The organism is Pseudomonas hormoni, from assembly GCF_018502625.1.
Lineage (GTDB): Bacteria > Pseudomonadota > Gammaproteobacteria > Pseudomonadales > Pseudomonadaceae > Aquipseudomonas > Aquipseudomonas hormoni.
Map to the genome: position 1 here is coordinate 6,225,775 of NZ_CP075566.1, position 14,010 is coordinate 6,239,784.

The 14,010-nt window shown below is 60.5% G+C and carries 6 protein-coding genes; 2 read left to right on the forward strand and 4 right to left on the reverse strand.

Going from position 1 to position 14,010, the window contains the following annotated elements; translation table 11 throughout:
* Nucleotides 1–52: 52 nt before the first annotated feature.
* The 4 genes from KJF94_RS28925 to aceE all read right to left on the reverse strand — a co-directional run bounded on the left by KJF94_RS28925 (nucleotide 53) and on the right by aceE (nucleotide 9,341).
* Complete coding sequence (locus KJF94_RS28925; protein ID WP_214380361.1) at nucleotides 53–2,746, reverse strand: sensor domain-containing phosphodiesterase; 2,694 nt, start codon at nucleotides 2,744–2,746, stop codon at nucleotides 53–55.
* 313 nt (nucleotides 2,747–3,059) lie between these two features.
* Entirely contained in the window at nucleotides 3,060–4,457 is a 1,398-nt protein-coding gene (locus KJF94_RS28930; protein ID WP_214384977.1) for an alkaline phosphatase D family protein, read from the reverse strand.
* Between the two features lie 271 nt (nucleotides 4,458–4,728).
* Nucleotides 4,729–6,684, reverse strand: coding sequence for a dihydrolipoyllysine-residue acetyltransferase (gene aceF / locus KJF94_RS28935; protein ID WP_214380362.1), 1,956 nt, complete (start codon nucleotides 6,682–6,684; stop codon nucleotides 4,729–4,731).
* A gap of 11 nt (nucleotides 6,685–6,695) precedes the next feature.
* Nucleotides 6,696–9,341, reverse strand: a complete 2,646-nt coding sequence (aceE, locus tag KJF94_RS28940; protein WP_214380363.1) for a pyruvate dehydrogenase (acetyl-transferring), homodimeric type — start codon at nucleotides 9,339–9,341, stop codon at nucleotides 6,696–6,698.
* A 384-nt stretch (nucleotides 9,342–9,725) separates the two neighbouring features.
* On the opposite strand from aceE, the gene glnE reads away from it, so the two are divergent.
* On the forward strand, nucleotides 9,726–12,665 hold the full coding sequence (gene glnE, locus KJF94_RS28945) for a bifunctional [glutamate--ammonia ligase]-adenylyl-L-tyrosine phosphorylase/[glutamate--ammonia-ligase] adenylyltransferase (RefSeq protein WP_214380364.1): 2,940 nt from the start codon (nucleotides 9,726–9,728) through the stop codon (nucleotides 12,663–12,665).
* 309 nt (nucleotides 12,666–12,974) lie between these two features.
* Complete coding sequence (gene waaF, locus KJF94_RS28950; protein WP_214380365.1) at nucleotides 12,975–14,009, forward strand: lipopolysaccharide heptosyltransferase II; 1,035 nt, start codon at nucleotides 12,975–12,977, stop codon at nucleotides 14,007–14,009.
* Nucleotide 14,010 lies beyond the last annotated feature (1 nt).

Consider the following 14,010-nt stretch of genomic DNA (forward strand, 5'->3'; position numbering starts at 1 on the left):
ACATCAATGTTGTGAGATAGACCGCATTCGCGAGCAAGCCCGCTCCCACAGGTCAGGCGATTGGGCCACGCGGGTAGCGCTTGAGCTTTTCGATCAGCTCGGAGCCCGGGATCGGTCGGTCGAACAGGTAGCCCTGGCCGACGTCGCAGCGGTGGCGGCGCAGGAAGGCCAACTGCTCGGCCGTCTCGATGCCTTCAGCCACGACCTTGATTTTCAGGTTGTGGGCCATGGCGATCACCGCAGAGGTGATTTCCATGTCGTCCTGGTTGTCCGGGATTTCGTGAATGAAGCTTCGATCGATCTTAATGATGTCGATCGGGAATTTTTTCAAGTAACTAAGCGACGAGTAACCGGTGCCGAAGTCGTCCATGGCCAGGGTCAGGCCCAGACGCTTGAGCTGGTCGAGCTGCAAGTGAGTGTCTTCGGTGGCTTCCAGCAGCAGGCCTTCGGTCAGTTCCAGCTCCAGCAGGTTCGCTGGCAGCGCTTCTTCCTTGAGGATGTTGGCGATCGACGACACCAGGTCCGGGTCGGAAAACTGCTTGGGTGACAGGTTGATCGCCACTTGCAGGTTGCCCAGGCCGGCGGCCGTCAGCTCTTTGCTCATGCGGCACGCCTGGCGCGCGATCCATTTGCCGATCGGAATGATCAGGCCGGTTTCTTCGGCGACGCTGATGAACTGGTCCGGGCGGATCATGCCTTTTTCCGGATGGTTCCAGCGTAGCAGCGCTTCCATGCCGAGCAGGCGACCGCTGCGCAGGCAGAGCTTGGGCTGGTAGAACACGTCCAGCTCGTTCTGGGTCAGGGCGCGGCGCAGGTTGTTCTCGACGAACAGTTTGTAGCTGGCCTCGGCGTTCAGCGCTTCGGTGAACACCTGAACCTGGTGTTTGCCGTTGGCCTTGGCCTTGTGTAGCGCGAGCCCGGCGTTACGCATCAGGGTTTGTGGATCGCGGCCGTGCAGTGGCGCGCAGGCCAGGCCCACGGAGCCGGTGACGCTGATCAGCTGATTGTCGACGAACATCGGTTTGTCGAGGGTCGCCAGCAGTTGATTGGCGACTTGTTGGCCCATCGCGAGGTCGGTGTTGTCCAGCAGCACGGCGAATTCGTTACTGGCGAAACGCGCCAGGCTGCCGCTCGGGATCAGGCTGTTGCGCAGACGCCGCGCCAGGCTGATCAGCAGCTTGTCGCCGGTCTGATGGCCGAGGCTGTCGTTGATCCGCTTGAAGTTGTCGATGTCCACCAGCAACAGGCTGATCGGGGTATCGCTGTCTCGGGCGAAGCGTTCATCGAGGTTGCGGATGAACGCCGGACGGTTGCCGAGGTTGGTCAGGTTGTCGGTGTAGGCCAGACGCTCGATGCGCTGCTGCGCGAGTTTGGTGTGGGTGATGTCTTCGTAGATGCCGATGTAATGCGTCAGCTCGCGGTTGTCGCCGTACACCTTGGAAATCGACAACTGGCCCCAGTAAGGTTCGAGATTTTTGCGACGGCTTTTGAATTCGCCCTGCCAGCTGTTGCTCTTGGCCAGCGCCGAGGGCGCGTCGAACAGCAGTTCGCTGAGGTTTTCCAGGGCCGGCAGTTCCGACAGGCGCTGGCCGTGGACTTCTTCGGTGCTGTACTGGGTGATCGCGGTGAAGCTTGGGTTGACGTATTCCACCACGCCGTCGCAGTTGACCAGCAAAAAGGCGTTGGCACTTTGCTCGACCGCACGCTGGAACAGGTGCAGGGCGCTGGTGGCGGTGCGGCGGTTGTGGTTGTTGATGACCTGGGCGAACTGGTCGGCCAGCTCGCCAGCGAAGGCGATCTCATCGGACTGCCAGGCGCGGGTCGCACCCGTTTGTTCCAGGCAGAGCACGCCGACCACTTGGCCATCGACGCGAATGCTGGCGTCGAGCATTGCGTTCACGTCGCGCGGGCGCAGGCTCTCGGCCATTTCCCGGGTGCGTGGATCACGAATCGCATTGTGGGCATCGATCGCACGGCTGCCGTGTAGCGCATCCATGTAATCGGGGAAACCGCTGACGTCGATCGGTTCCGGCAACGCGTATTCCTGGGTCGCGCGGTGATACGCCGAGATCGGCACCAGCGTCGAACCGTCGAGGTTCCACAGGCTGGCGCAGTCGATTTCGTAGATGTCACAGGCACTGCGGGTGATCAGTTCAGCGGCTTCTTGCAGGGAATTGCCGGTGCTGTAGCGCTGGCGGGTCAGCAGCAGGATCAGGTCTTGCTGGGCGCGCACGCGATCCAGGTGCAGGAGTTGCTCCTGTTGGGCGCGCTGATTGAGTTCAAGAGCGATCTGCAGGCGCGAGTTCTGGGTTTCCAGGTCCAGCACCGGGAGCAGCGGTTCGCCCTCGAACAGACCGTCGACCACCAGCAGGTAGCCGCGCAGCAGGTGTCGATTGTGTTGTTTGTAGGCTTCGCCCATTTCCAGCAGGCTCAACGTGCCTGCGGCGGTGTGCAGGGTGTAGCGGATCAGGTAATGCGGGCTCTCGCTGAGTTGCTGCTGGACGGCGTCATGCAGCTGATAGCGCGCTTCGGGCTCCATCAGGCTGGCGTAGGGCGAGCCGACCAAGGCACAGAGTTCCACCGCCGGCAGGCCGAACTGTCGCTCGCAATTGGGATCGAGAAACAGCAGCGCCCAGCTTGGTTCATTCAGCCGTTCGAAACGCAGCATGCCGAGCCGCGAGGGCACAGGCAACTGCGTCACTACCTCGGCCACCATACGGCTGGCGGCATCGGGTTGGCTCTTCATATGGAGGGAAACTCGCTTCGAATGTGCTGATCGCGCCGGGCTCTCGCCCTCTTTACTGTTGCCTGCGGCAAGGTTGCATCATTGCGACACCGACTGACAAGAGACATGAAGGCCAAGTGCTATAAGAATATGTCGGCAGAGGCGAAGTTTTCTTCAGCCAGCGTCGAAAACTAATGCATTTGGCCTTCTGTGGCGAGCGAGCTTGCTCGCGCTTGAGTGCGCAGCACTCACAAAATCGGCAATCGTTGCCCGAATGTTGGGGCCGCTACGCAGCCCAGCGCGAGCAAGCTCGCTCGCCACAGGTGCTTCGGGTTTAACGTAGTATAGGAATGCCGATCGATTGCAGGCGCTTGCCGTTCCGGTCGTGGTAATTGACCTGAATCTGCTCCCGATCGACCACCAGATGGGCAAAGTTGTCCTGGCTGATCACCTCGCTGGTCAGTTCATGCCGATAATCTCCCGCCGCTGTCCGGGCGAGCGGTTGGTCGAGGATGAAAGTGGAGGCCTTGGCATAGGGCAGCAGTTTGCTGTTGCACAGCGGCGAGGAGACGATGGTGTGAACCTCGAAGTCCGGGTCTTCGCTGTGTGTCAGCCGGCTGGTGAGGGAGCCGTGCACATCGCCGGACACGAAGAAGACGTTGTTGATGCGGTGTGTGCGAATAGTCTCCAGCAACCGCAGGCGTTGTTCCGGAAAGGCTTTCCAGGCGTCATCGCCCAAGCGTTTGCGGTCGGGGTAGAACATGACGCTGGTGACAACAAATTTGACCCGGGCCGGGCTGTGGATCAGCCAGTTGCACAAAGCTGTTTCCTGCGCTTCGTCGAGGATACGCCGATCGCCGGCTGACAGAGTGCGCCGGGTACGGCTGTCGGTGACAAACCACTCGATATCACCGTGGGTGAATTGATACCAATAGCGCTCCAGGTGTCGATCGATGTTCCCATCTTCAAGCAACTCATGGGCCGGGCTGTGGCTGGCTTGATATAACTCATAGGCGGCAATGGCATTGTTATAGAGATGGTCATCGTTTTTGTTTTTATTGGCGGGCCAATTGTCTTCGATTTCATGGTCGTCGAGGATCATGTAAGTCGGCGTGCCGGACATCAACTTTGTAATATGAGGCTGGGAAAAAGCCATTCGGTACTTACTGAGTATTTCCTTGTACTCCCGATCCGGAGCGATGATGTTCAAGTCATCGATATAAACTTGGTCGCCTGTCATCAACAGGGCGCTGATGGGCGTTTCGGCGCGCTGCGCGAGGTGGGTGATGGAGGCGAAGATCCGGTCGCCCAGATGCGGCAGCGAAGGCGCGCCGACCGTCATTCGCAGGTAACGGCACGAGCCGACGATGTAAGCCCGTGGCGTCGCGGGATTACTGGACTGGGTGCTGAAACGGTAGACATCCCGAGGCCATTGCAGCGGCAGTTCCTGAATCGTCTCCACGGTGTGCACCGGGCTCATGGGGCTGAACCAGCCAGCCTGGTATTCGTACTCGGTATCGGCGGGGAGGTCGTTGAGGGCAAAGACGTCGCACATGTCACGCGCGCTTGTCAGTTGTTTGAACATTCCTTTGGACCAGAGAGTGTCACCGCTGCGTCGATAACGAATTCCACCAAATACCAAAGCATCTTTCTGTAATTCGCCACGGAAAAAGATGCGTGCATGATGCGTTGTAGTGTGGCCAATAATAGGGCCGACTGTAGGTTTAAACATGTTCGAATCCATTCGAGGTTGTACTAACTAAGCAAGTAAGCTGACCAAACTTTATGTCTGTCATTTGTGTAACTAAGCCTAGTGGCTGACCGGCAAAAAATATCGTGCCGAAGTGGATTCGAGTTGTGGGCGAACTCAGCCACGAGCGTAGGAAAGAGACTTTCTTCAAGGCAAAAAAAGCCCCGCCAAATTGGCGGGGTTGAGGTACGAGCGTGGCGCTCGGAAAACGTGGAACGCGAACGGCCCTCCGGCGAAGGAGGGCCGGCCGGTGTTACAGCAGGATGGTGCGGATATCCGCCAGCAGGCTGCTCAGACGCTGGGTGAAGCGTGCAGCAGCGGCGCCGTTGATCACACGGTGATCGTAGGAAAGCGACAGTGGCAGCATCAGTTTCGGCTGGAAGGCTTTGCCGTCCCAGACAGGCTGGATGGTTGCCTTGGAAACACCGAGGATCGCCACTTCCGGCGCGTTGACGATCGGCGTGAAGCCGGTGCCGCCAATGTGACCGAGGCTGGAAATGGTGAAGCAGGCGCCTTGCATGTCGTCAGCGGTGAGCTTCTTGTCGCGGGCCTTGGCGGCCAGCGCAGCGGCTTCGGCTGCCAGTTGCAACAGGCTCTTCTGATCGACGTTCTTGATGACCGGTACCAGCAGGCCTTCAGGGGTGTCGACGGCGAAGCCGATGTTCACGTACTTCTTGCGGATGATCGCCTTGCCGCTTGGTGCCAGCGAACTGTTGAAGTCCGGCAGTTCCTTGAGCAGGTGCGCGCAGGATTTGAGCAACAGCGGCAGGATGGTCAGCTTGACGCCGGCCTTCTCTGCAACGGCTTTCTGAGCGACACGGAACGCTTCGAGCTCGGTGATATCCGCCGAATCGAACTGAGTCACGTGCGGAATGTTCAGCCAGCTGCGGTGCAGGCTCGACGCGCCGATCTGCATCAGGCGAGTCATCGGCACTTCTTCGGTTTCACCGAAGCGGCTGAAGTCCACCACCGGAATCGGCGGGATGCCCGCGCCACCGGTTGCGCCGGCAGCAGCGGCCGGTGCTTCCTTGGCCTTCTGCATCATGGCCTTGACGTAAACCTGCACGTCTTCTTTCAGCACGCGACCGTGAGGACCGCTTGGGCTGACCGCACTCAGCTCGACGCCGAACTCGCGAGCCAGTTGGCGTACGGCCGGGCCAGCGTGAACCTTGGCGCCTGGCTTGGCCGGTGCAGCAGCAGGTGCGGCTGGTGCCGGAGCAGCAGGCGCAGCGGCGGCCGGGGCAGCAGCGCTCGGTGCAGCAGCGGTCGGAGCCGGGGCAGCCGCAGGCGCAGCGCCTTTGACTTTCAGCTTCAGGATCAGGTCGCCAGTACCGACTTCGTCATCCAGCTTGATGGAAATGCTTTCCACCACGCCAGCGGCAGGCGATGGAATTTCCATGCTCGCCTTGTCGGATTCCAGGGTGATCAGCGATTGGTCGGCGGTGACGGTGTCGCCTGCCTTGACCAGCACTTCGATGATCTTGGCCTTGCCCGCCGAACCGATGTCCGGGACGTGAATGTCCTGAACACTGTCGGCAACCGGTGCAGCCGGGGCGGCAGCGGCTGGCGCAGGAGCAGCGGCAGGAGCAGCCGCCTGAGCTGGCGCGGCAGCAGCAGGGGCCGCAGCACCCGCCACTTCCAGGTCCAGGATCAGGTCGCCGGTGCCGACTTCGTCGTTGAGCTTGACGCTGATGCTCTTGACCACGCCAGCGGCAGGCGATGGAATTTCCATGCTGGCCTTGTCGGATTCCAGGGTGATCAGCGACTGATCAGCAGCGACGGTGTCGCCGACCTTGACCTGGATCTCGATGATCTGGGCCTTGCCCGCCGAACCGATGTCCGGCACGTGTACTTGCTGAACCGAAGCGGCAGCAGGCGCGGCAGCTGGAGCAGGAGCGGCGGCAGGTGCAGCAGCCGGTTTCGCTTCAGCCTTGGCCGCCGGCGCAGCGGCAGCCGCAGGGGCCGCAGCAGCGGCACCTTCGACTTCCAGCTCCAGCAGTTCGTCGCCTTCTTTCAGGCGATCGCCCAGCTTCACTTTCAGGCTCTTGATGATACCGGCCTTCGGCGCAGGCACTTCCATGCTCGCCTTGTCCGATTCCAGCGTCAGGATGCTCTGGTCGGCTTCGATACGGTCGCCGACCTTCACAAACAGTTCAATTACTTCACCTTCACCGCTGCCGATGTCAGGTACGCGAATGAGTTCGCTCACAGAGTGTCTCCTCAGCAGTCCAGTGGGTTGCGTTTTTCCGGGTCGATACCGAACTTGGCGATGGCTTCAGCCACCACTTTAGGTTCGATGTCGCCACGGTCAGCCAATGCTTCCAGGGCTGCCAACACCACGAAATGACGATCGACTTCGAAGAAGTGACGCAGCTTCTTGCGGCTGTCACTGCGGCCGAAACCGTCGGTGCCCAGGACTTTGAATTCCTTGGACGGTACCCACTGACGAATTTGCTCTGCGAACAGTTTCATGTAGTCGGTAGACGCGATGACCGGACCTTGACGGCCGTTCAGGCACTCTTCGACGTAGCTCAGTTTAGGCTTCTGGCCAGGGTGCAGACGGTTGGTACGCTCAACGGCCAGGCCATCGCGACGCAGTTCGTTGAAGCTGGTAACGCTCCACACGTCGGCGCCGACGTTGAACTGTTCACGCAGGATCTTCGCTGCTTCACGGACTTCACGCAGGATGGTGCCGGAGCCCATCAGCTGAACGTGGTGCGCCGCTTCGCGGGTGTCTTCTTCGAGCAGGTACATGCCCTTGATGATGCCTTCCTCGACACCGGCCGGCATGGCTGGCTGCTGGTAGGACTCGTTCATCACGGTGATGTAGTAGAAAACGTCCTGCTGCTCTTCGGTCATCTTCTTCATGCCGTCCTGGATGATCACCGCCAGCTCGTAGCCGTAGGTTGGATCAAAGGTGCGGCAGTTCGGGATGGTGGCAGCCAGGATGTGGCTGTGACCGTCTTCGTGTTGCAGGCCTTCGCCGTTCAGCGTGGTTCTGCCTGCGGTACCGCCGATCAGGAAGCCACGGGTACGGCTGTCGCCGGCAGCCCAGGCCAGGTCGCCGATACGCTGGAAGCCGAACATCGAGTAGAAGATGTAGAACGGCAGCATTGGCTGGTTGTGGCTGGAGTACGAAGTACCGGCAGCGATGAAGGAGCTCATGGCGCCCGCTTCGTTGATGCCTTCTTCGAGGATCTGGCCCTTCTTGTCTTCCTTGTAGAACATCACCTGGTCTTTATCGACTGGCTCGTAGAGCTGGCCGACGGAGGAGTAGATGCCCAACTGACGGAACATGCCTTCCATACCGAAGGTACGGGCTTCGTCCGGGATGATCGGGACGATGCGCGGGCCGATTTCCTTGTCCTTGACCAGTTGCGCGAGGATCCGCACGAAGGCCATGGTGGTGGAAATTTCACGGTCGCCCGAGCCGTCGAGGATAGCCTTGAGGGTATCCAGCGATGGCGTCGGTACGCTGAAGCTCTGCGCGCGGCGCTGTGGCACGAAACCGCCCAGTGCAGTGCGGCGCTCGCTCAGGTAGCGGGCTTCGGCGCTGTTCGGCTCTGGCTTGAAGAACGGCAGGTTTTCCAGCTCGTCGTCGCGCACTGGAATGTCGAAACGATCGCGGAACAACTTCAGGCTCTCGACATCGACTTTCTTGGTGTTGTGCGCGGTGTTTTTCGCTTCGCCGGCACCGGTGCCATAACCTTTGATGGTCTTGGCCAGGATGACGGTTGGTTGTTCTTTGTGGTTGACCGCTTCGTGGTACGCCGCGTAGACCTTGTACGGGTCGTGGCCGCCACGGTTGAGTTTCCAGATCTCGTCGTCGGACAAGTCTGCAACCATCGCCTTGAGTTCTGGCGAGTTGAAGAAGTGTTCACGCACGAACGCGCCGTCTTTGGCTTTGTAGTTCTGGTACTCGCCGTCGATGACTTCGTCCATGCGACGTTGCAGGATGCCGTCGACGTCCTTGGCCAGCAGTGGGTCCCAGAAACGGCCCCAGATGACTTTGGTCACGTTCCACTGAGCACCGCGGAACACGCCTTCGAGTTCCTGGATGATCTTGCCGTTGCCGCGAACCGGGCCGTCGAGGCGCTGCAGGTTGCAGTTGATGACAAAGATCAGGTTGTCGAGCTTCTCGCGGCCAGCCAGCGAGATCGCGCCCAGGGATTCCGGCTCGTCGCACTCGCCGTCGCCCAGGAAGCACCAGACTTTTTGCTTGCCTTCCGGAATGAAACCACGGGCTTCCAGGTACTTCATGAAACGTGCCTGGTAGATCGCCTGGATCGGGCCCAGACCCATGGAAACAGTCGGGAACTGCCAGAAATCAGGCATCAGCCATGGGTGCGGGTAGGACGACAGGCCCTGACCGTCCACTTCCTGGCGGAAGTTGTTCATCTGGTCTTCGGTGATGCGGCCTTCCATGAACGCGCGGGCGTAAACGCCTGGCGAGGTGTGGCCCTGGAAGTAGATCAGGTCGCCGCCGTGTTCGTCGGTCGGTGCCTGGAAGAAGTAGTTGAAGCCGATGTCGTACAGGGTGGCGCTGGAGGCGAAGCTGGAGATGTGACCGCCCAGGTCAGAATCTTTCAGGTTCGTACGCATCACCATGGCCATCGCGTTCCAGCGTACCAGCGAGCGAATGCGGCGTTCCATGAACAGGTCGCCAGGCATGCGTGCTTCGTGGGTAACGGGAATGGTGTTGCGGTATGGCGTGGTGATGGCGTAAGGCAATTGCGAACCGCTGCGGGTTGCGAGTTCGCCCATACGGGTCATCAAATAATGAGCGCGGTCTTCGCCTTCTTTGTCGAGAACCGATTCCAGGGCGTCCAGCCATTCCTGGGTTTCGACGGGATCGAGGTCTTGCATGGCTTGCTCCAGGGCGGAAAGGCTTCCAGAATCGGTTGCCTGAGTTTGCGACTGGCCTTGTGGGCAGACGATATAAATTCTTGGATTGCCGAGTGGTAGGTTCCGGCGGCGTGTAGTTTTACTACAAATCATCGGGCATTTCAGCTATCCGAATGTATATACGAGTAGTAAAACTACAGATGAGCGGCTTGTGGCCTCCGGCTGCGTTGTGAGAATAATCGTTAAGGTTGGTCTTTTGCCAACCGAAAAAGGTGAAAGCTTGATGCTGTCTGCCAAAAATAAAGAAATCTCAGCTATTTCTAACCTTTGTTCGACAGTCGATCACGTAGTGCAATTTGAAAATTCACTACATGCAGCCCTCTACACGCCGATCAAGGATAGACCATGAGCCTCCCTTCGCTTGCCGAACTGCCCGGCATTCTCCTGCCGTTTGTCACCCGTGCCGAGCAGTCGTTCCGTGTAGCCGTCGAGGCGCTCGATGATGATCATGGCCTGTCCGGCTGGACGCCTGAACGCTGGGCGCAATTCGCCCGCGTCACTGCCGCCAGCGACTTCGTGATTGAACAGAGCGTACGTGACCCTTTGATGTTGCTCGCGCTGGTGCAGTCCGGCGAACTGGATCGCGGCTTTGCCCCCGGCGAGTTGTGCGCGCAGATTGCAGCGGCAGTGAATGCGGCGGAAACCGAAGACGAGCTCGGTCGCGCCCTGCGTCGCCAGCGCACCCGCCATCAGGTGCGGATCATCTGGCGTGACCTGACCCGTCAGGCCGACCTCATCCAGACCTGTCGCGACCTCTCGGACATGGCCGATGCCAGCATCGATCAGGCCTATCAGTGGTTGTACTCGCGCCATTGCCAGCAGTTCGGCGTGCCGACCGGTCGGCGCAGCGGCGAGCCGCAGCAGATGGTCATCCTCGGCATGGGCAAGCTCGGCGCGGTCGAGCTCAACCTGTCGTCGGACATCGACCTGATCTTCGCCTACCCCGAGGGCGGCGAGACCGTCGGCGTGAAACGCTCGCTGGATAATCAGGAATTCTTCATCCGTCTCGGCCAGCGCCTGATCAAGGCACTGGACCCGATGACCGTCGACGGTTTCGTTTTCCGCGTGGACATGCGCCTGCGGCCTTACGGTTCGGCCGGTGCATTGGTGCTGAGCTTCAATGCGCTGGAGCAGTATTACCAGGATCAGGGCCGTGACTGGGAACGCTACGCGATGATCAAGTCGCGGGTGGTGGCCGGCGATCAAGTGGCGGGCGCACAACTGCAAGAGATGCTGCGCCCGTTCGTTTACCGGCGTTACCTGGACTTCTCCGCCATCGAAGCGCTGCGCACGATGAAGCAGCTGATCCAGCAGGAAGTCCGGCGCAAGGGCATGGCCGACAACATCAAGCTCGGCTCCGGCGGCATCCGCGAAGTCGAGTTTATCGCCCAGGCGTTTCAGCTGATCCACGGCGGCCGCGACCTGAGCCTGCAACAACGTCCTCTATTAAAAGTACTGAGCACCCTGGAAGGTCAGGGTTACCTGCCGCCGGCGGTGATCAGCGAACTGCGCGAAGGCTACGAATTCCTGCGTTACACGGAGCACGCCATTCAGGCGATTGCCGACCGCCAGACCCAGATGTTGCCGGATGGCACACAGGATCAGGCGCGCATTGCCTTTATGTTGGGCTTCGCCGATTGGGACGCTTTTCATGAGCAGCTGATGTATTGGCGCGGTCGTATTGCGTGGCACTTCGGCCAGGTGATCGCCGACCCCGACGAAGAGGAAGGGGCTGAAAGTGAAGTGGTGGTTGGCGGTGAATGGCTGCCACTGTGGGAAGAAGCGCAGGACGAAGAGGCTGCGTGTCGTCAGTTGGAGGAGGGCGGTTTCGTCGATGCCACCAAAGCCCTGAAAGCCTTGGCCAGCCTGCGCAGCAGCCCGCAACTGCGTGCGATGCAGCGTTTGGGGCGCGAGCGTCTTGATGCCTTTATTCCACGGTTGCTGGCTCAGGCGGTCGAACACGCCAATCCGGACCTGGTGCTGGAGCGCGTGCTGCCGCTGGTTGAAGCGGTGGCCCGGCGTTCCGCGTATCTGGTGCTGCTGACCGAAAACCCCGGCGCGCTGCGACGGTTGCTGACCTTGTGCGCTGCGAGCCCGTGGATTGCAGAGCAGATCACTCGCTTTCCGCTGTTGCTCGACGAATTGCTCAACGAAGGCCGGCTGTTCAAGCCGCCCCTGGCACCGGAACTGGCCGCCGAGTTGCGCGAGCGTTTGACGCGAATTCCCGAGGATGATCTCGAACAGCAAATGGAAGCCCTGCGCCACTTCAAACTGGCGCACCGCTTGCGCGTCGCCGCGTCGGAAATCGCCGGCAGCCTGCCGTTGATGAAAGTCAGTGATTACCTGACCTGGCTCGCCGAAGCGATCCTCGAACAAGTGCTGGCCCTGGCCTGGCGCCAGACCGTAGCCAAATACGGCACGCCGCTGCGCAGTGACGGTACGCTGTGCGATCCGGGCTTCATCATTGTCGGTTATGGGAAAGTCGGCGGGCTGGAGCTGGGGCATGGTTCGGACCTGGACCTGGTGTTCATTCACGACGGCGACCCGCAGGCCGAAACCGACGGCCCGAAGCCTATCGATGGCGCGCAATTTTTCACCCGGCTCGGGCAGCGGATCATTCACTTGCTCACGGCCCAGACCAACTCCGGTCAGCTGTATGAAGTGGACATGCGCCTGCGACCATCCGGTGCTTCCGGTCTGCTGGTGAGTTCGCTCGGCGCGTTTGCCCGTTATCAGGAAAACGAAGCCTGGACCTGGGAGCATCAGGCGCTGGTACGGGCGCGGGTATTGGTGGGCAGTCAGGACGTCGGCCAGGCGTTCGAGAAGGTTCGCGCAGCGATTTTGGGCAAGCCCCGGGATTTGCCGACCTTGCGTCAGGAGGTCAGCGAGATGCGCGCCAAGATGCGCGACAACCTCGGCAGCAAGAGCACCGCGGCCGGCACCGGGGCGAATGCCTTCGAGGCCACGGCGCCGTTCGATCTCAAGCAGGACGCCGGAGGTATCGTCGATATTGAATTTATGGTGCAATACGCGGCCTTGGCGTGGTCCGAAACACACCCGCCATTGCTGCGCTGGACCGACAATATCCGGATTCTGGAAGAGCTGGAACACGAAGGGCTGATGCCCGCCGAAGACGCCAGCCTGTTGCGCGAGGCCTATAAAGCCTACCGCTCCGCCGCGCACCGGCAGGCCTTGCAGAAGGACGCCGGGGTGATACCGGGCGACCAGTTCGTGGATGAACGGCGGCAGGTGTTGCGGATCTGGCGTGAGTTGGGGCTAAGCTGAAGCTGACTTGGAATGTGGCGGGCTCTTGTGGCGAGGGAGCTTGCTCCCGCTGGAGTGCGAAGCACTCCCAAATCAGCTTGTGCGGTCTGTCAGATGAGAATGCGGTGGCAGGTTTTGGGTCTGCTTTCGCAGCCCAGCGGGAGCAAGCTCCCTCGCCACAAAGGTTTATGCTGATTGACACAGATGTGCATTAAATTGATCCGACGAGCCCCAACCCGCTCGTCCAAATGACCTGCCAGCCAAGGCTGCAGGTGCTGGATTCTCGAGGCGGGGAGGCGTATGCCTCCCCGGTTCGTTTTTGGAAACCACATGAAAATTCTTATCGTTGGGCCCAGTTGGGTCGGTGACATGGTGATGGCGCAGACACTGTTTCAGTGTCTCAAGCAACGCCACCCGCAGTGCGAAATCGACGTCCTGGCCCCCGAGTGGAGCCGGCCGATTCTTGAGCGCATGCCCGAAGTTCGCCAGGCCTTGAGCTTTCCGCTCGGCCATGGCGCCCTGGAGTTGGCGACGCGTCGGCGCATCGGCAAATCCCTGGCCGGCCAGTACGACCAGGCGATCCTGTTGCCCAATTCCCTGAAGTCGGCGTTGGTGCCGTTCTTCGCAGGCATCCCGAAGCGCACTGGCTGGCGCGGCGAATTCCGCTACGGTCTGCTCAATGACGTGCGCACGCTGGATAAAGAACGTTACCCGCTGATGATCGAGCGCTTCATGGCCCTGGCTTACGAGCCGGGCCTTGAACTGCCGAAACCGTATCCGCGCCCTACCTTGCAGATCGATCCGGTGACCCGCGAAGCGGCACTGGCCAAATTCGGTCTGGCCCTCGACCGTCCGGTGTTGGCGCTGTGCCCCGGTGCCGAGTTCGGCGAGTCCAAGCGCTGGCCGTCCGAGCATTACGCCAAGGTCGCCGAAGCGAAGATTCGCGAAGGCTGGCAAGTCTGGTTGTTCGGTTCGAAAAACGATCACGCCGTGGGCGAAGACATCCGAGCACGGTTGATTCCCGGCCTGCGTGAAGAGTCGGTGAACCTCAGCGGCGGTACGTCCCTGGCCGAGGCCATTGACCTGATGTCATGCGCGGACTCGGTAGTCTCCAACGATTCCGGCCTGATGCACGTCGCCGCGGCACTCAATCGCCCGTTGGTGGCGGTGTACGGTTCGACGTCGCCAGGCTTCACGCCGCCGCTGGCCGAGCACGTCGAGATCGTACGCCTGGGCATCGAATGCAGCCCGTGCTTCGATCGCACGTGTCGCTTCGGTCATTACAACTGCTTGCGCCAGCTGATGCCGCAAGCGGTGAACGAAGCCTTGCAGCGGTTGCAGGGCACTGTGGTCGAGGTCAAATAGT